Here is a 17746-nt window from a genome sequence, read left to right as displayed (position 1 = left end):
AGGTTGGTTTTAAAATTCCCTTTATGCGAAAAAAGGTTTTGTTACCATTGCAAATGTAATAAAATATCTCAAACGTTTTCGCTTGTAACATAATTTTTTACAGTTGTATAATGTTAAAATTAGGATTTGATTAATTATGTAAAATATTAATCTTAAAATGGTTAAAGCTTGCGTTTTTGTTAAAATTATCAGACTTTTGCTACATAAAAGTTGTATTACTTTAAAACCAATATTATTTTACAATGAAAAAAAACTCACTTTTATGGATTACCGGTATGTTTATTTGCCTTGCCGGAATCTTTCAATCTTACGGGCAAATATCTTATTATGAAGACTTTGGGTCTGAAGATTTAACCTGGGACGATGGCGGCTATATGTTTTGGCAGGATGATTATTTGTCTTGCAACGGTCAGTCATGGGTAACCGAACTTTATTACTATTATGATGATGTACAGAGTGTTTCCGGTTCTATAGGGGCTTCAGACGGTAATGAAGCGACACTTACATACAGCTATAAATTAACCGATTACTGGAGTGACGAAGCTTTGCCAAATACTCCTGAATGGGGCTCAATAACAGTGTCTTACGCTACTTCGCCTACCGGCCCGTGGACAGTTATAGATGAGATTACTCCCGATAACCACACCCCTTCAGACCAATGTGTTGTGCGCTCGGCAACTTTTACACCGCCAAACGGTAATGAAATATACCTTAGTATCAATACTCAAAATCCTGTAGATGAAGATGTTGATGCGTTATTTTATATTGATGACCTGTATGTTGTACAGGGTAATTGCAATGGCACCCCGGCAGCAGCAGCTACTATTTCAAGCCTTGATGAAGCTTGTTTAAATAGCAGTTTTACGCTTTCATTATCAAGTAATTATATTTTTCCTGGTATTACTTATCAATGGCAGGCCTCTACTAATGGTACAACGTTTACCAATGTGGCAGAAGGCGGTAATTTAGCTACTTACACTACTACAGAGCCTGAAACCATGTGGTACAGGGCTATAGTAACCTGCACAGAAAGTGCCGAAAGCATTACCAGTACCCCGGTTGAGGTAACGTCTACAGGAGATATATGCCTTTGTGATATAGAGTTTTATGAAGCTGTGGAGCCTATTACACTAGTAAATTTTGCTGGCATAAATAATACTTCGGCAGATGATGCTGAAACAGGCCGTGAGGATTTTACCAGCCTTGATGCTGCACAAGTGGTTAAAGGTGAGACGTATACGCTTACCCTTAAAGGAAATACAGAAGGCTTTTATGAAAGTTATTTTACTTTATTTATTGATTTTAACCATGATGGTAACTTTACCGAAGGGGAATCTTTTGAGGCAGGATCGGTATTTTTTTCAACCGGAACCGATGATGAAGAGGCTGTAACAGAGATAACTATACCTGCCGGTGCGCTTACAGGCTTAACGTATATGAGGGTTTTAAAACTGGATGGATCCTATTCGTCTGATCCATGTTCAAGTGTAGATGGAGATGGGTATGGACAGGCAGAAGATTATATGATAAACATTAGCTGCCCCGAAATTGATACTACAGAACTGGATGAAAATTTAGTTTTTTGCGAAGGTGCTACCGGCGCCAACCTGCCATCATTTGGAGGTACTGTAGCCTGGTATGCTTCAGAAACCGCACCAGAAACTATAGCTGATACAGAAGTGTTAACTGAAACAACCTATTATGCTACTAAAACTGAAGCAGACTGCGTAAGTGAAAGGGTTGCTGTTACTGTTATGATAGATGAAATTAATCTGGATGTACAAGATGTAGCTGCCTGCGGATCATATACATTGCCGGAACTTGAAAGCGGTAATTATTATACAGCCGCCGGAGCTACTGGCGATATGCTGGCTGGCGGAGATGTAGTTACGGCAAGCATGACAATTTACGTATATGTAGAAACAGCAGAAGGCTGCGTTGCAGATGAATCTTTTGCGGTAGAAATAAATGCTGTACCTGAAATTTCTGGGGCCACAACCCAGGAGTTTACAGAGGGGCAAACCCTTGCAGACCTTAACGTTAACGGTGATAATATAGTATGGTATGCTGATGCTGAAATGACGCAGTTGCTTGAAACCACCGCTGTACTTACAGATGATGCTACTTACTATGCCGTTGCTACCAATGGCGGCTGCGTTAGTAATGCGCTTGCCGTAACGGTAAACCAGGTGCTTTCTGCCAAAGCATTTACGCTTGATACGCTTAGCTTTTATCCTAACCCGGTAACTGAGACGCTTAACCTTAGCTATGGCGCAGCCATAACATCGGTAGCGGTATATAATATTGTAGGGCAGCAGGTAGTATTTACTACTGTAAATGCTAACCAGGCACAAATTAATATGTCGGCACTTGCTGCCGGTACCTATATGGTTAAGGTAACCGCAGGTGATGCCGTTCGTGTTATCAAGGTGATGAAAAATTAATATACTGTTATATAGTTTTTAGAGCAGCCCGTTAATGGGCTGCTTTTTTTGTATACAAAAAAGTCCCGGCTGTTTAGCAGCCGGGACTTTTTACATATAAAGCAAGATGAATTAATATATTACATTATAAAACGTATAACTTCTCCGTTTTTGCTAAGCATTTCTACCCGTACACGGTTATTACCTTTGTTAGATAATATTTTAGATACTGTGCTTACATCAGTAGCCTTTACACTGTTAATACTGAGTATAATACCGTCTTTAAGTTCATCATAATAGGGCATAAAGGCTTCATCGGTAATATCTTTTATGCGTACACCGTAGTTGAGCTTAAGTTGTTTTTTCTCATCCGGGCTAAGGTCTTGCAGCTCCAGCCCTTCATAACTGTAGGTATTAATTTCGTTTTTAGAGAGTTTAACAGGCAAAGTAACTTCTTCACCATCCCGGTGCACGGTAACCTTCACCACATCATTAGGGCGTTTGGTAATAATAGCAGCATTAAGGTCAGCAAAGCCATAAATATTTTTATTGTCTACCTTAATAATTACATCACCTTTTTTAAGGCCGGCTTTCTCTGCGCCCGATCTTTCAACTACGCGGTTAACATAAAAGCCCTGGGTATCACTCACACCCAGTTCTTTAGATACATTACTATTCAATTCGCCGCCTTCAACACCCAGTACACCACGCTGCACATTGCCAAATTCCATAATATCTTCAATAATTTTGCGTGTAATATTACTGGGCACAGCAAAAGAATATCCAACATAAGATCCTGTCATAGAGGTTATCATGGTATTTATGCCTATCAACTCTCCATGAGTGTTTACCAATGCGCCCCCACTATTACCGGGATTAACGGCAGCATCGGTTTGTATAAAAGATTGTAATCCGTCTTTGCTTAAGTTTCTGGCTTTGGCAGATATAATACCTGCGGTTACGGTACTGTTAAGGTTATAGGGGTTACCTACGGCAAGTACCCATTCACCCACCTTTACATCGTCAGAATTTCCAAAAGTTGCATAAGGCAGTTTTTCATCCGTGTCAATTTTTAACAGGGCAATATCCATTTTGCTGTCAGTGCCAATAAGTTTAGCCTTATAGGCTTTGTTGTTATTCAGTGTCACTTCAAGGTCGGCAGCGCCCTGCACCACATGGTTGTTGGTAACAATGTAGCCGTCTTCGGTAATAATAACACCTGATCCCGTGCCTACCTGCGCACGCTGTTCGCCGCGTCCGCCATAGCCAAACATATAGTCCCACGGGTTAGAGGGGGCAGTGGCATAAGAGGTATTTTTAACGTGTACCACAGCATGCACGGCCTTATCGGCAGCTTCGGTAAAATCTACATTTTCAGCGCCAAGCGATACATTTCTGGCGAGGGCGGTTGGGGGAGCTATTGATAAGGCAGATGATGGAGCAGTGTCATTATCAAATACCAGTTTATAAGCTCCAAGTGTAGTGGCGCCGCTGAGTAGCGATACTAAAAAAAGGCTTGAAATTTTTTTCATAGGTTAAACAGTATTTAATTTTCTATTTGTTATTAATAAATATAGTAAAGGTGCTTTGCCTGCCATGGCCGCGTGTTATTTATATTTGTATTTTTGTTCATATTTATTTAAAATATGGAATACACCTTTTATAAATACCAGGGCACCGGAAACGATTTTGTCATGGTAGACAACCGCGATAAACTATTTCCCAAAAATGATACCAAACTTATAGAAAGGCTTTGCGACCGTAAATTTGGTATTGGCGCCGATGGGCTTATACTGTTAGAGAACGATAGTAATGCCGATTTTCGTATGGTATATTATAATTCTGACGGTAATGAAAGCTCAATGTGCGGAAACGGTGGGCGTTGCATTGTGGCCTTTGCTAATTTTTTAGAAATAATTGATACCGAAACCGATTTTTTGGCAATAGACGGCAGGCACCACGCTACTATTAGTGACGGAGGAAGCATATCGTTAAAGATGAAGGATGTTAATACCGTTTCGGTATACCAGGATTATACGTTTCTCGATACCGGTTCGCCCCACCATGTAGAGCTGGTAGATGATTTGCTTAACCTTGATGTAAAAAAAATAGGGGCAGGCATACGTTATAGTGATATGTATGGTGAGAGAGGGGCTAATGTAAATTTTGTAAAACAGTCTGGTACTGACACTTTTTCAGTACGTACCTATGAGCGCGGGGTTGAAGATGAAACACTTAGTTGTGGCACAGGCGTAACCGCCGTGGCGCTTGCTATGAAAGCTATGGGAAAAGCTGAAGGTAATACTATAATATTGCATACGCCGGGAGGAGAATTAATTGTATCATTTAAACAAAATGATAAACAGTTTAGCGATATATACCTTACCGGGCCTGCTAAATTTGTTTTTAGGGGAGATATTGAATGGTAACACTGCAAGGGGAGAATATTTTTTTAAGGGCCCTGGAGCCCGAAGACCTGGATTTTGTGCATGCACTGGAAAACGATACCCGCGTGTGGGAAGTAAGCCAGTGCCAGGCTCCTTATAGCCGTTACATTATAAAACAGTATATTAAAAATTCGCACCGAGATATTTATGAAGTAAAGCAGCTGCGTCTTGCCATTTGCCTTATCGGCAGCAACAATGCTATTGGGCTTATAGATATTTTTGACTTTGACCCTGCTAATGAAAGGGCCGGCGTTGGCATAATTATTAGTGAAAACCAGCGCAATAAAGGCATTGGCGCCGAAACCCTTAAATTGCTTACTAACTATGCTTTTACAGCACTGGGCCTGCATCAGCTTTATGCAAATATAGATACTCAAAATGCTGCGAGTATAGCACTTTTTACTACATTTGGCTTCCGGTTGGCAGGCATAAAAAAAGCCTGGAACAAGCGCAACGGAAGCTATCATGACGAGGCGCTGTACCAGCTTATACATCAACATTAATACAAAGATTGTGAAGCTTAGAAAAATTATTACAATAGTTTCTATAATAGTGGTAATTGGCGGTACTGTTATTGCCTATAACATGTATAAAAAAGTATTTACCCCCAATACTGCTTTTAGCAACAGCCGGGTAGCTTTTTACATACCTTCTGATGCTACGTATAGCCAGGTGCAGGATTCACTAAAGCCATACATTGAAGATATGGAACGTTTTAACTGGGTGGCAGAGAAAAAAAAATATCCCGGTTATATAAAGTCCGGTAAAATTGTGCTTACCAATGGCATGAACAGTAACGAAATTATTGCCGCATTGCGCAACCCGGTGCCGGTTAAAGTAACCTTTAATAATCAGGAAACATTACAGCACCTGGCAGGCAGGCTTGGCGAGCAGATAGAGCCAGACAGCATTGCATTATTAGAGGCTTTTACAGATAAGGTATTTTTGCAGGAAAATGGTTTTACAGAAGAAAATGTACTGAGCATTTTTATACCCAACACCTATGAATTTTACTGGAATACCAGCGCCACTAAAGTACGCGATAAAATAGCCAAGGAATATCGCAAATTCTGGACGGCAGAGAGAAAAGCCAAGGCTGAAGCCGTTGGCCTTACTCCGTTGCAGGTTAGTATACTGGCCTCTATAGTGCATAAAGAAACCGTTAAAAAAGATGAACGCCCACGCGTAGCCGGTGTATACCTTAACCGTTTAAAAATGGGCATGCCGCTAGAGGCAGACCCTACAGTTATTTACGCCAAAAAGAAAAATGCGGGTGATTTTAACCTGGTATATAAAAGGGTGCTTAATGCAGATTTGCAAATAGATTCGCCATACAACACCTATAAAAACGGTGGCTTACCGCCTGGGCCAATTGCCATGCCCGATATTTCTGCTATAGATGCCGTACTTAATCCCGAAAAGCATAATTACATTTACTTTTGCGCCAGTGTAGACAGGCCGGGCTATCATGAATTTGCCGTAACGCATGCGCAGCATGTTGTTAACAGTATTAAATACCACCAATGGCTTAATAAATTAAATATTAAAAGATAAGTATCTGATATACATTGTTTTATTTGTTTAAATAAGCTTTTGGCTGATAATACTGTTATAGCTAATCAGTTTTTTTAAAAGACTGTTAAAAAAAGCGCCAGGTTTTTATAATTAGTTCTTAATGTAAAGTTAAAGTTATGAGGATGTGTAAGATATTGTAAATCAGGTTACTTTTTGTCATATATTTGCCCGCAGAAATTTCATGGGGTGACAGGCCATGAGAAATTCCAATACATGATAAAAAAATGGTTAAACCTAACAGGACTTTTACTTTTAGTACTTTTAGTAACAACCGGGTTTACTAAAACCCACGTAAAACAATTTGGCAGGGTAGAAGGTTTTCACCTGGCTAAAAATGAAATTGACACCTATACTGTAGCACCTGCTGCAGAAGCTTCAAAAGAAATTAAAGAACTCAGAGAGCATTATACCTTACCTTATACAGGTAAATCTTTTGTCGGCTTTAAGCAGGCCATAGGTATAAAAGAGTCACAATGTCTTTACCGCCTTATAAGCAGCTATGGTTATATGGGCAAATACCAGTTTGGTAAAAGCGCATTACAATCGGTTGGAGTTTATAATACCGATAAATTTTTACATAATCCCGCCCTTCAGGAGCGTGCTTTTAAAGCACTGCTATCTATTAACAAATGGCAATTACGCCATGAAATTAAACGATACAGCGGCACAACCATTGCAGGTATAAACATCACTGAGTCAGGTATACTGGCGGCAGCGCACCTTGCAGGGGCACAGTCAGTAAAAAACTTTTTGCGTAGTAACGGCAAGGTAAGGTTTCGCGATGGTTTTGGTACTACGTTAAAAAGTTACCTTAAAAGCTATAGCGGTTATGATACCTCTGTAATTAAAGCCAACCCTAATGCCAGGGTACAGGTTAATTAATAATTAATGGTACTTAACGCTTATCTGCCCGTCCGGGTTATTTAATGTGTTATACAGCTTATCTTCAGCGTCATTAAGCCAGCTTTTCTGCTGTTTTAAGGTTCTGTATAGCTGTAATTGCACAATAGGGTTGTAGGATGTTTTTACACGTGAATAATTTTTATTAGAAAGATAGCTTATATAGTTGCTTTTTAGGTATTTATAGTAATTGCCATAAGTCATATCTTCAGTAAATTTTTTACCGGCGGCATTGTTTTCCTCAATGTAATTTTTAAGCATGCTTTGCAGTTTGATAGACTGCGCCCTTGCCTGGCGGAAGCCGGAAATTAAATCTCTCCTGAATTTTTTATAGGGCGGCAGGCTAACCAATATTGCCCAAAAAAATAAAAGCAGCAAAAAAAGCAAAAGCACAATTGCTAAAATCTTTTCAGTGATTGACATAATAGTAGGGGTTTATCGCAAATTAACAAAAAAGAATCTGTCTTCCTACTATAGTATGTTATTCATTTTTTAAATTTTAAGAATTAAATGTTATTTTTAATAATACTGTTAATGTGTAAAAATTAACTTAAAGTGTTTTTTCTGCTTTAGAAAAAATTGTAATTTAATTCCTGCATATGAGAAAATTTTCAACCATCTTTAACCTCAGGGAAGGAGAAGACGACAGGGAAAAAACACTGGAGAGCGTACGTAAGAATATTAATTTCCGCGGCGCAAATTTATGGATATTAGCCTGTGCTATATTGGTGGCCTCTATAGGGTTAAACCTCAATTCAGCAGCCGTAGTTATAGGTGCTATGCTTATCTCTCCGCTCATGGGGCCAATAGTAGGGGCGGGGTTTGCACTGGGTATTTATGATTTTACCCTGCTTAAAAAATCACTCAAAAACCTGCTTAATGCTACTGCGGTTGGGTTAGCCTTCTCGGCATTATATTTTTTTATAAGTCCGTTTAAAGATGTTCAGTCCGAAATACTGGCGCGCACATCACCCACTTTATATGATATACTCATTGCTTTTTTTGGAGGTATAGTGGGCGCAATAGCCGTAACACGCGAAGAAAAAGGCAATCCCATACCAGGGGTAGCTATTGCTACAGCCCTTATGCCCCCACTTTGTACCGCAGGCTATGGTATTGGTACATGGCAATGGTCATATTTTATTGGCGCATTTTATTTATATTGTATTAACTGTGTGTTTATAGGTATTTCAACTTTTGCTATAATAAAGTACCTGAAATATCCTCCTAAAAAACAGGTAAATGAAAAACAGCAAAAGCGCGTGCGTGTTCTTATCCCGCTTATTGTTACTATAATGATACTGCCCGGCGGTTACCTTGCCTATTCGCTTTACAGGGAACAACAGTTTAAAAAAAATATAGATGAATTTGTTGAAAATGAATTTACAGATAAAGGCTGCACAATAGTATTTAAAAAGTCAACCTTTAATAGTGTAACAAAAAAGCTTGAATTAGCCTTTCTGTCAAAACGCTTTGATAAAAGTGATATTAAACACCTTACCGACTTAATGGATTCCAATAAATACCTCGAAGGTACAGAATTGGTTATACGTCAGGATAGTACTGACAGGTTTAATGCTCTTAAAGGTGATATACTCAGCCAGATACGCAGCAGCGAAAATGAGCTGAGTGAAAAAGACGTAAGGATTATGCAGCTTGAAAAAACAATCACTGAAAACACTTTTGATAATCAGAAGCTTTTGGCAGAATCAAGGGCTTTATTTCCGCAGATAACATCATTATCAGTATCTAAAAATGCACTGGCTACACAAAATGATAGTGTACAGGAGCTTACTGCGGTTATTATAGAAACACCCAAACCCCTGTCAGATGCGGATAAAGAAAAATACCGTAAATGGCTAAACGAAAGGCTTTCTGTAAAAAATGTATACCTTTTCAGGAAAGAAACACCACAGCCCGAACCTACTGCTGCCACACCAAAAAAGGCTAAAGCTAAATAAAGCTGCTTATTTACTGGCGGTTACTGCTTTCTTTTTTTGCTTTTTACTGTACAGGCTAAGCCAGGTAACCCCTACAATACCCGAAAGTAACGACGCTACCAATATGGCAAATTTAGCCTCGGTTTGCAGTGCTATGGCACCATCAAAAGAAAGTATTGATATAAATATAGACATTGTAAAGCCTATACCGCCCAGCATACCCATTCCTATTACATGTTTCCAGTTGGTTTCAGATGGCAGCTGTGCAATTTTAGCCTTAACCGATAGCCATGATAAAGTAAATATACCCAGTGGCTTACCAATAAATAAACCTAAAACTATACCCAGGCCTAAATGGCCCGCTAGGCCACTCACCATGCCATGTAAAAAGGTAATATTGGTGTTGGCAATGGCAAAAATTGGCATAATGATAAAGTTTACCGGCTTGGCAAGGGCATGCTCCAGTTTTTCCAGCGGAGATTCACTGTCATCCGGTGTGGTAGGCAGTGTAAGTGCTGTAAGCACACCTGCAATAGTAGCATGTATACCCGAGTGGTGTATAAGGTACCACATAATAATACCGGGTATAATATAAAAGAAAATATTTTTTATCCGTAAACGGTTAAATACTATAAGCACTAAAAATACAATCCCTGCATACATAAGGTAATTTAAATGCAGGTCATTGGTATAAAATATGGCAATAACCAAAATAGCCATAAGGTCATCTACAATAGCAAGGGCTGCTAAAAATACCTTTAGCCCATTGGGTACTTTATTGCCAAGCAGCGAAATTATGCCCAGTGCAAAAGCAATATCGGTAGCCATGGGTATTCCCCATCCGTGGCTGGTAGGCGTACCATTATTAAACAGCGAAAATATAAGGGCCGGTGCAACTACACCGCCAATAGCCGCAAGCACGGGTAATGATGCCTGTTTAAGGCTGGATAATTCTCCTTCTACTATTTCGCGCTTTATTTCAAGCCCTACTAAAAGAAAGAAAATGGCCATAAGCCCATCATTAATCCATTCTAATACAGAATAGCGTAAACCTATGCCGCCACCTTCAAACCCGAATTCTGACTCCAGGAAATCTTTAAAGGCATAGCCGGCATTTGTATTGGCTATTAAAAGAGAAATTACTACACAGATAAGAAGTATAATACCTCCTGACGATGATGAGTTAAAAAACTCTCTGAACGTCTTTAAATTGATGAGCTTTGTTATAGGTTTTGCCATGGTTGCAAAATTACAAAATAGATACGTTTTTTAAGATATTTTATTATAGCAAAATCACTTTTTAAGTTACTTTATAATAGTTATCCCATAATATTATAAGCAGGGTCTTCTAATATATTAACTTCAATAACTGCCCCGGCATTTTCAAGCAGCCTACGGCAGTCATTGCTCAGGTGTTTTAAGCGTATTGTTTTGCCGGCAGCTTTATACTTGCGTGTAAGGGTGTTAAGTGCTTCAATAGCGCTCATATCTGCCACGCGGCTTTCTTTAAAATCAATAACAACTTCATTGGGGTCGCCTGCTATATCAAATTTTTGGTTAAAAGCAGTAGTAGAGCCAAAAAATAGCGGCCCGAATATTTCGTAATGTTTTACCCCGTTTTCATCGGTATACTTGCGTGCACGTATGCGTTTGGCGCTTTCCCAGGCAAAAACCAGTGCAGATATAATAACGCCTATAAGTACGGCCAAAGCCAGGTTATGCATTAAAATAGTAATTACGGCTACCAGTATACCGGTAAAAATATCATGGCGCGGCATTTTAGTTATTATCCTGAAACTGGCCCACTCAAACGTGCCAACAGCTACCATTACCATAACCCCTACAAGCGCTGCCATAGGCAGCCTGCCTATTACCGGGGCGCCAAACAAAATAATAATTAATATTGTAATGGCAGCTATAATACCGGCAAGCCTTGCGCGTGCACCTGCATTAAGGTTTACCAGGGTTTGGGCAATCATAGGGCAGCCACCCATGCCGGTAAAAAATCCGTTAGCAATGTTGGCGGTACCCTGTGCCACACATTCGCGGTTACTGCTGCCGCGCGTGCCGGTAATTTCATCCACAAGGTTAAGGGTAAGCAAGCCTTCGGTAAGCCCTACGGCCGCCATGATGAGTGAGTAAGGGAATATAATTTTAAGCGTATCAAAATTCAGCGGTATCTGCGGAATATGAAACGGGGGGAAGCCTCCCTGTACCGAAGCAATATCCTGTACCGTTTTAGTTTCTATCCCAATAAAATACACCAGGGCAAATACTACAATAATTGCTACTAATGATGCAGGTACTGCCTTGGTTATTTTGGGCAGTACTATTACTATGGCAATAGTAAGCGCTACAAGGCCCAGCATAGTATAAAGCGTAGTGCCGCCTATCCAGCCTTCGCCCACTTTAAATTGCTCCAGTTGCGACATAAATATAATAACCGCCAGCCCGTTTACAAACCCATACATTACAGGTTGCGGCACCAGCCGTATAAATTTGCCCAGTTTAAACACACCCACCAGTATTTGTAATACCCCGGCCATGGCAACAGCGGCAAATACATATTCTATACCCCACTCCTGCATCAGGGCTATAAGCACCACTACCGTAGCGCCCGCACCACCCGATACCATGCCCGGCCTGCCGCCTAAAACAGCGGTTACCAGCCCCATAATAAACGCGGCATATAATCCTACAAGCGGAGGGAACCCTGCCAGTATGGCAAATGATAAAGATTCCGGGATCATGGTCATGGCTACCGTAAAACCTGCCAGTATTTCGTTTTTATAATTTACTTTTTGAGAAAAGTCGAATAATTTATAAAGTCTGCCCATGCCGCAAAAGTAGCGATTACATTCTTTAGAAAAAATTTATTGGTTTTGCTTGAATGTTATTTTTGTTTATCGTAATATTGCAATATACAAATATAGGTAATGGGAGCTACTAAATCGGCTAAGTTTACAGAAAGGCAAAACGAGTTGGCAATTATTGCCAAAGCACTTGGAAACCCTGCCCGTATTGCCATTATAGAATTTTTAATGAATACCGAAGGCTGTATATGCGGCGATATAGTAGATGCACTGCCTTTGGCACAGCCCACAGTATCGCAACATCTTAAGGAATTGAAGAATGCCGGGTTGATTAAAGGTACTATTGAAGGAACCTCTGTATGCTATTGTATTGATGAAAAGGGTTTTGAAAAGGCTAAGGCCTTTTTTGATGTGGTGGACTGCAAGGCAAACGAAAAAACCAAGACTTGTTGTTAAATATAAATTGAACATAATGAGATTATCTGAAGTAAAAGAAAGCCTTGCCAAAGTAGAAAAAATACGCTTTCGCCTGGAAGACGGCACCTATGTGCCATCACATTTCCATATTACGGAACTGGGGGTTATCAACAGGCATTTTGTAGATTGTGGCGGTACGGTGAGGACAGAAAGGAAAATAAATTTTCAGCTTTGGACCGCAGATGACTTTTCTCACAGGTTGGAACCTTATAAAGTGCTGAATATTATTTCCCTGTCTGAAATTTTACTTGGAACTAATGATGATGAGGTGGAGGTAGAATACCAGGCAGGTACCATAGGTAAATTTTCACTGGATTTTGATGGTGAAGATTTTATACTGGTTAATACCCATACCAATTGCCTTGGTACAGATAAATGTGGCGTTAGTGTTAAGCCAAAAGTAAAACTTTCCCAATTAGCTAATTACTGTGTGCCGGGCTCCGGTTGCTGCTAAATCCATTCTTTTTATGAAAAAAATACTGGTACTCTGCACCGGCAATAGCTGCCGGAGCCAGATAGCCCATGGCTATTTAAAACATTTTGCAAATGGAAAAGCTGAAGTGTACAGCGCCGGGGTAGAAACCCACGGTGTAAACCCCAAAGCTGTTACAGTTATGGCAAGTGACGGTATAGACATTTCTGCACATACATCTAATAATATTAATGAATATCAGGATGTTGACTTTGATTATGTAATAACAGTGTGCGATAATGCTAAAGAACGTTGCCCGTTCTTCCCCTCATCGGCGCAAAAATTTCATTATAACTTTCCAGATCCGGCTAAGGCACAGGGCACAGAAGAGGAAGTGATGGATCAGTTTATTAAAGTGCGCAATATGATAAAAACATATTGCCGGGATTTTATAAAAACCAATAACCTTGGATAATTGCACCCCTACCCGTAACAGAAAAAAACTAGGCTTTTTAGACCGATATCTTACCTTATGGATATTTCTTGCCATGGCAACAGGTATTCTTATAAGTTACATAATGCCTGCATCGGTTGATTTTATAAACTCCTTTTCAAGCGGCACTACCAATATACCGTTGGCAATAGGACTAATAATTATGATGTACCCGCCATTGGCAAAAGTACAGTACGGTAAAATAGGGCAGGTGTTTAAAAATGTAAAAGTACTCTCAGTTTCGCTGCTGCTCAACTGGGTTATAGGGCCATTGCTAATGTTTTTGCTTGCGATAGTTTTTTTACAGGATTATCCTGAATATATGTCCGGGCTGATACTAATTGGCCTGGCACGTTGTATTGCCATGGTAGTGGTGTGGAACGACCTCGCCGAAGGTAACCGCGAATATGCCGCCGGGCTTATTGCACTGAACAGTATTTTTCAGGTACTATTTTACAGTATATACGCCTATATTTTTATAACGTGGCTTCCTACCCTGTTTGGTATAGAGGGGGTAGCCATTGCAATTTCCATTACTGATATTGCCCACAGTGTGCTTATATATCTGGGCATCCCTTTTGCTTTGGGGCTTATTTCGCATTACGTCTTAATTAAGTGGAGGGGTAGGGAGTGGTTTTATAATACATTTGTGCCGGTTATATCGCCTTTTACACTCATTGCCCTTTTGTTTACTATTGTAGTAATGTTCAGTTTTAAAGGTAATATTATTGTAGCATTGCCATTAGATGTACTGCGCATCGCCCTGCCGCTGGTTATATATTTCGGGCTGATGTTTGTAGTAAGTTTCTTAATAGGTAAAAAAATGGGCGCCAATTATTCCGAAAATACCGCTATAGCTTTTACTGCAACCGGAAACAACTTTGAGCTTGCCATTGCAGTAGCCATTGGTGTGTTCGGCATTAACAGCGGACAGGCATTTGTAGGAGTTATAGGGCCGTTGGTAGAAGTGCCGGCACTAATAGCACTGGTAAACCTGGCTTTTTGGATTAAAAGGAAATATTTTTAGGCCTGGATTAAAATTTGTGAATGATAAAAATACAAGGCCGGTTATGCAAATCCGGCTTTTCCTTTTTCCATTGGGCAACCGTTTTTGTTTTTATAAATTCAGTATCAAGCGTTATATCTGCGGCAAGGCATAAATGAGTAGCAGGATGGAGTATTTGCAGCAGGTCGTCAATAAGTTTATTGTTACGGTAGGGAGTTTCTATAAAAAGCTGGCTCTGGCTTTTTTCTTCACTTAGTTTTTCATAAAATTTAAGCGAGCTTTTCTTTTCACTTTTGTCTATAGGCAGGTAGCCGTTAAACGCAAAACTTTGCCCGTTCATGCCACTTGCCATAAGGGCGAGTAAAATAGATGAGGGGCCTACCAGCGGCACCACCTGTATGCCTTTTTCATGTGCCAGCTTTACAATAGCAGCACCGGGGTCAGCAACACCGGGGCAACCGGCTTCGCTCATAAGCCCTACATTTTTACCTTCTATACAGGGTTGTAAAAAACCATTGTGTTCAGATGGTTCAGTATGTTTATTTAATACTGATAAGTTAAGTTCGGGCTGTTTTTTTGCAGGTAGTATTGCCTTGATAAAGCGTCGGGCTGTTTTTTCATTTTCCACAATATAGTGGTCTATAAACTCAATGCTCCTTGCTACTGTTTCCGGCAATACATTTTTAGGGTTGGCGTCAGGCCCTAATGGTACAGGTAACAGATATAACTTTCCTGCAGGCATCAGGCATGTTCTTTTAAAAGTTTATTGGCTACAAGGCTGCAGGCTTCGTCCAACATATCATATACTTTTTCAAAACCTTCCGGCCCTCCAAAATAGGGGTCTGGTACATCAATTTTTTTACCGGGATAAATCTCGTCCATCATCATCTTAACCTTAGCTTTCGCTTCGGTGTCCGGTGCCATTGCGGTTACATTTTTAAGGTTGCTGCTGTCCATTACATAAATATGGTCAAACTCCTTAAAGTCGCTAATGCGTATCTGTCTTGCTTTTTGGGTACTTATATCCAGGCCGCGCCCTTTAGCGGTAGCTACAGACCTGGGGTCTGGGCACTGCCCGGCATGCCAGTCGCCCGTTCCGGCACTGTCTACCATAAACCTGTCGGCCGGAAGCTTACTTTGTAGTATTCCTTCTGCTAAAGGAGAGCGGCAAATATTGCCAAGGCAAACCATTAAAATTTTTACAGGCATTATACAGACAGTTTTTTGTTGATGTCATCAACAAATTTACGAAATTGTTTATCGGTACTTACAAGGTTATCAACCGTTTTGCAGGCATGTAATACGGTGGCATGGTCACGGTCGCCAATTTGCGAGCCAATATTAGCCAATGATGCCTTAGTGTATTTTTTGGCAAAAAACATAGCAAGCTGCCGTGCCTGTACTACATGGCGCTTACGGGTTTTAGACTGTAAGGTATCTACATCAAGCTGAAAATAATCAGACACTACTTTTTGTATGTAGTCTATAGATATTTCGCGCTTTACATTTTTTACAAATTTTTCTACTACCTGTTTGGCAAGCTCCAGCGTAACCTCACGATGGTTAAATGAAGACTGTGCTATAAGAGAAATTATAGCGCCCTCCAATTCCCGTACGTTAGATTTTATGTTGCGTGCCACATATTCTATAATCTCTGCAGGCATTTCTACGCCATCGCGGTATAGTATATTGTTTAGTATAGATATACGTGTTTCATAATCGGGTTGGTGCAATTCTGCCGAAAGCCCCCATTTAAAACGCGAAAGCAGCCTTTGCTCAATATCCTGCATATCAACCGGGGCTTTATCAGAGGTTAATATAACCTGTTTGCCGTTTTGGTGCAGGTGGTTAAAAATGTGGAAAAACACATCCTGCGTACCGGTTTTGCCCGATAAGAACTGTACATCATCTATAATAAGCACGTCTATTAACTGATAGAAGTGTATAAAATCATTACGGGTATTGCGCTTAACCGAATCTATATACTGCTGGGTAAATATTTCTGCCGAAATATACAGTACCGTTTTTTCGGGGTACTTATCCTTAATTTCTATACCAATGGCATGTGCCAGGTGGGTTTTGCCCAAACCAACACCGCCAAAAATAAGCAATGGGTTAAACGATGTTCCACCGGGTTTGTTGGCTACTGCCAAACCTGCCGAACGGGCCAGCCTGTTAGAATCTCCTTCAAAAAAATTATCAAAACTGTAATTGGCATTAAGCTGCGACTCTATTTTCAGGTTCCGTATACCGGGAATAACAAATGGGTTTTTAAGCTCCGGGCTTTTATTATGCAAGGGAACATCAACCTCCTGAGGCTTTACCGGCGCACGGTTGGCGCTGGGCAGTTGCTCAGTAAACGGCTGTTTGTTGCCGTAGGTGTTTTCCATCTTGATTTTATAGAGTAACTTTGCCGTATTGCCAAGTTCTCTTGTTAGCGCCACTTTTAATAGCTTTACATAATGTTCTTCCAGCCATTCGTAAAAAAATTTACTGGGCACCTGGATATAAAGAGCGTTGTCAGTCAGCTCAACTGCCCTAATCGGCTCAAACCAGGTTTTGTATGCCTGGTCCTGTATGTTGTCCTTTATGAACATAAGACAATTATCCCATACCGATTGCGCAGTTTTTGTCATATACTGATACTTAAGTGTTTATTAAAAGTTGTCTTTCAATTCGGAATGAAAGGATTTCATTCTCATTCGGGAGAACAAATATGAAGACAATTTTCTTTAAAAAAAAATGCTTTGTGTATTGATTTTTATGAAAAAAAAACGTAAGCATTATTAAGAGAAAATTAATAAACATTTAACATTTTTTAAACATGAATTATCATCAATTTAACGTGCGAGTACGATATGCTGAAACCGACCAAATGGGGGTGGTGTATCATGGTAATTATGCGGAGTATTTTGAAATGGGTAGGGTTGAATGGCTTAGAAATCTTGGGGTTAGCTATAAATCGCTTGAAGATGGCGGAATTATGCTGCCGGTAGTGTCTTTAACCATGAATTATAAAAAACCTGCCCGGTATGATGACCTTTTGACCGTGCGTACCATATTAAAAAAACATGAGGGCGTTAAGATAGAATTTGACTACGAGATATACAACGAAAAGCAGGAGTTATTAACAACGGGCTACTCTATGCTGGTGTTTGTAGATATGAAAACCGGCCGCCCCACAGCGCCCCCGCAATACCTTAAAGAGAAACTTAATTTTTAGTTTTTAAAACCTCAATCAAATAATAAATAACCAAAAT

At 40.1% G+C, this 17746-nt stretch carries 18 protein-coding genes; 11 read left to right on the top strand and 7 right to left on the bottom strand.

The annotated features are described in order from the left end of the window. Positions 1-242 precede the first annotated feature (242 nt). Positions 243-2444, top strand: a complete 2202-nt coding sequence (locus ABS766_RS10275) for a T9SS type A sorting domain-containing protein (protein WP_408085058.1) — start codon at positions 243-245, stop codon at positions 2442-2444. A gap of 119 nt (positions 2445-2563) precedes the next feature. Here ABS766_RS10275 and ABS766_RS10270 read toward each other — a convergent pair whose 3' ends face one another. Further along, positions 2564-3955 (bottom strand): Do family serine endopeptidase, encoded by a 1392-nt coding sequence (locus tag ABS766_RS10270; protein ID WP_408085057.1) that lies wholly within the window; start codon positions 3953-3955, stop codon positions 2564-2566. 114 nt (positions 3956-4069) lie between these two features. Between ABS766_RS10270 and dapF the strand changes: the two genes are divergently transcribed. From dapF to ABS766_RS10250, 4 genes are all read left to right on the top strand, one after another. Further along, positions 4070-4852: a diaminopimelate epimerase gene (dapF, locus tag ABS766_RS10265; RefSeq protein ID WP_408085056.1), complete on the top strand. Its 783-nt coding sequence runs from the start codon at positions 4070-4072 to the stop codon at positions 4850-4852. Then, the gene (locus ABS766_RS10260) at positions 4846-5373 is read left to right on the top strand and encodes a GNAT family N-acetyltransferase (protein ID WP_408085055.1); all 528 of its coding nucleotides are present in this window, start codon (positions 4846-4848) and stop codon (positions 5371-5373) included. The genes dapF and ABS766_RS10260 overlap by 7 nt, the downstream gene beginning before the upstream one ends. Before the next feature lie 10 nt (positions 5374-5383). Continuing rightward, positions 5384-6424 (top strand): endolytic transglycosylase MltG, encoded by a 1041-nt coding sequence (mltG, locus tag ABS766_RS10255; RefSeq protein ID WP_408085054.1) that lies wholly within the window; start codon positions 5384-5386, stop codon positions 6422-6424. A gap of 234 nt (positions 6425-6658) precedes the next feature. Continuing rightward, positions 6659-7327 (top strand): peptidoglycan-binding protein LysM, encoded by a 669-nt coding sequence (locus ABS766_RS10250; RefSeq protein WP_408085053.1) that lies wholly within the window; start codon positions 6659-6661, stop codon positions 7325-7327. A gap of 3 nt (positions 7328-7330) precedes the next feature. Here the strand turns inward: ABS766_RS10250 and ABS766_RS10245 are convergent, their stop codons facing one another. Further along, positions 7331-7768 (bottom strand): hypothetical protein, encoded by a 438-nt coding sequence (locus tag ABS766_RS10245; RefSeq protein WP_408085052.1) that lies wholly within the window; start codon positions 7766-7768, stop codon positions 7331-7333. 176 nt (positions 7769-7944) lie between these two features. On the opposite strand from ABS766_RS10245, the gene ABS766_RS10240 reads away from it, so the two are divergent. Then, the gene (locus tag ABS766_RS10240) at positions 7945-9306 is read left to right on the top strand and encodes a TIGR00341 family protein (protein WP_408085051.1); all 1362 of its coding nucleotides are present in this window, start codon (positions 7945-7947) and stop codon (positions 9304-9306) included. A 6-nt stretch (positions 9307-9312) separates the two neighbouring features. Here ABS766_RS10240 and nhaA read toward each other — a convergent pair whose 3' ends face one another. Both nhaA and ABS766_RS10230 read right to left on the bottom strand, forming a co-directional pair. Further along, positions 9313-10524 carry a Na+/H+ antiporter NhaA gene (gene nhaA, locus ABS766_RS10235; RefSeq protein WP_408085050.1) on the bottom strand — a complete coding sequence of 404 codons (1212 nt, stop codon included), beginning with the start codon at positions 10522-10524 and terminating at the stop codon, positions 9313-9315. Positions 10525-10604: 80 nt separating this feature from the next. Beyond that, on the bottom strand, positions 10605-12122 hold the full coding sequence (locus ABS766_RS10230; RefSeq protein WP_408085049.1) for a SulP family inorganic anion transporter: 1518 nt from the start codon (positions 12120-12122) through the stop codon (positions 10605-10607). A 99-nt stretch (positions 12123-12221) separates the two neighbouring features. Between ABS766_RS10230 and ABS766_RS10225 the strand changes: the two genes are divergently transcribed. From ABS766_RS10225 to arsB, 4 genes are read left to right on the top strand one after another with little or no spacing between them, the layout of a single operon-like run. After that, complete coding sequence (locus tag ABS766_RS10225) at positions 12222-12554, top strand: ArsR/SmtB family transcription factor (protein ID WP_408085048.1); 333 nt, start codon at positions 12222-12224, stop codon at positions 12552-12554. A gap of 16 nt (positions 12555-12570) precedes the next feature. After that, complete coding sequence (locus ABS766_RS10220; protein ID WP_408085047.1) at positions 12571-13029, top strand: DUF6428 family protein; 459 nt, start codon at positions 12571-12573, stop codon at positions 13027-13029. 13 nt (positions 13030-13042) lie between these two features. Further along, a complete protein-coding gene (locus ABS766_RS10215; RefSeq protein WP_408085046.1) occupies positions 13043-13462 on the top strand; it encodes an arsenate reductase ArsC in 420 nt (139 codons plus the stop codon). Beyond that, positions 13449-14507, top strand: coding sequence for an ACR3 family arsenite efflux transporter (gene arsB, locus ABS766_RS10210; RefSeq protein WP_408085133.1), 1059 nt, complete (start codon positions 13449-13451; stop codon positions 14505-14507). The genes ABS766_RS10215 and arsB overlap by 14 nt, the downstream gene beginning before the upstream one ends. A gap of 7 nt (positions 14508-14514) precedes the next feature. Here the strand turns inward: arsB and ABS766_RS10205 are convergent, their stop codons facing one another. From ABS766_RS10205 to dnaA, 3 genes are read right to left on the bottom strand one after another with little or no spacing between them, the layout of a single operon-like run. Next, positions 14515-15228, bottom strand: coding sequence for an SAM-dependent methyltransferase (locus ABS766_RS10205; RefSeq protein ID WP_408085045.1), 714 nt, complete (start codon positions 15226-15228; stop codon positions 14515-14517). Continuing rightward, positions 15228-15695 (bottom strand): low molecular weight protein-tyrosine-phosphatase, encoded by a 468-nt coding sequence (locus ABS766_RS10200; protein ID WP_408085044.1) that lies wholly within the window; start codon positions 15693-15695, stop codon positions 15228-15230. Before ABS766_RS10200 ends, ABS766_RS10205 begins: the two co-directional genes overlap by 1 nt. Then, on the bottom strand, positions 15695-17122 hold the full coding sequence (dnaA, locus tag ABS766_RS10195) for a chromosomal replication initiator protein DnaA (protein WP_408085043.1): 1428 nt from the start codon (positions 17120-17122) through the stop codon (positions 15695-15697). Before dnaA ends, ABS766_RS10200 begins: the two co-directional genes overlap by 1 nt. Positions 17123-17310: 188 nt before the next feature. Between dnaA and ABS766_RS10190 the strand changes: the two genes are divergently transcribed. After that, entirely contained in the window at positions 17311-17709 is a 399-nt protein-coding gene (locus tag ABS766_RS10190) for an acyl-CoA thioesterase (protein WP_408085042.1), read from the top strand. The last annotated feature ends 37 nt before the right edge of the window (positions 17710-17746 follow it).

The sequence above is a fragment of the Flavobacterium rhizosphaerae genome (genome assembly GCF_046000445.1).
GTDB lineage: Bacteria > Bacteroidota > Bacteroidia > Flavobacteriales > Flavobacteriaceae > Flavobacterium > Flavobacterium rhizosphaerae.
This window is presented reverse-complemented; position numbering and strand designations above follow the sequence as displayed.

What these genes read in the sequence shown, in the direction of transcription:
- ABS766_RS10215 (WP_408085046.1), top strand. Translation starts at nt 13,043, where the DNA reads ATGAAAAAAATACTGGTACTCTGCACCGGCAATAGCTGCCGGAGCCAG.
- ABS766_RS10225 (WP_408085048.1), top strand. Translation starts at nt 12,222, where the DNA reads ATGGGAGCTACTAAATCGGCTAAGTTTACAGAAAGGCAAAACGAGTTG.
- ABS766_RS10260 (WP_408085055.1), top strand. Translation starts at nt 4,846, where the DNA reads ATGGTAACACTGCAAGGGGAGAATATTTTTTTAAGGGCCCTGGAGCCC.
- ABS766_RS10230 (WP_408085049.1), bottom strand. Translation starts at nt 12,122, where the DNA reads ATGGGCAGACTTTATAAATTATTCGACTTTTCTCAAAAAGTAAATTAT.
- ABS766_RS10275 (WP_408085058.1), top strand. Translation starts at nt 243, where the DNA reads ATGAAAAAAAACTCACTTTTATGGATTACCGGTATGTTTATTTGCCTT.
- dnaA (WP_408085043.1), bottom strand. Translation starts at nt 17,122, where the DNA reads ATGACAAAAACTGCGCAATCGGTATGGGATAATTGTCTTATGTTCATA.
- ABS766_RS10245 (WP_408085052.1), bottom strand. Translation starts at nt 7,768, where the DNA reads ATGTCAATCACTGAAAAGATTTTAGCAATTGTGCTTTTGCTTTTTTTG.
- ABS766_RS10270 (WP_408085057.1), bottom strand. Translation starts at nt 3,955, where the DNA reads ATGAAAAAAATTTCAAGCCTTTTTTTAGTATCGCTACTCAGCGGCGCC.
- dapF (WP_408085056.1), top strand. Translation starts at nt 4,070, where the DNA reads ATGGAATACACCTTTTATAAATACCAGGGCACCGGAAACGATTTTGTC.
- ABS766_RS10200 (WP_408085044.1), bottom strand. Translation starts at nt 15,695, where the DNA reads ATGCCTGTAAAAATTTTAATGGTTTGCCTTGGCAATATTTGCCGCTCT.
- ABS766_RS10220 (WP_408085047.1), top strand. Translation starts at nt 12,571, where the DNA reads ATGAGATTATCTGAAGTAAAAGAAAGCCTTGCCAAAGTAGAAAAAATA.
- ABS766_RS10240 (WP_408085051.1), top strand. Translation starts at nt 7,945, where the DNA reads ATGAGAAAATTTTCAACCATCTTTAACCTCAGGGAAGGAGAAGACGAC.
- ABS766_RS10250 (WP_408085053.1), top strand. Translation starts at nt 6,659, where the DNA reads ATGATAAAAAAATGGTTAAACCTAACAGGACTTTTACTTTTAGTACTT.
- ABS766_RS10190 (WP_408085042.1), top strand. Translation starts at nt 17,311, where the DNA reads ATGAATTATCATCAATTTAACGTGCGAGTACGATATGCTGAAACCGAC.
- nhaA (WP_408085050.1), bottom strand. Translation starts at nt 10,524, where the DNA reads ATGGCAAAACCTATAACAAAGCTCATCAATTTAAAGACGTTCAGAGAG.
- ABS766_RS10205 (WP_408085045.1), bottom strand. Translation starts at nt 15,228, where the DNA reads ATGCCTGCAGGAAAGTTATATCTGTTACCTGTACCATTAGGGCCTGAC.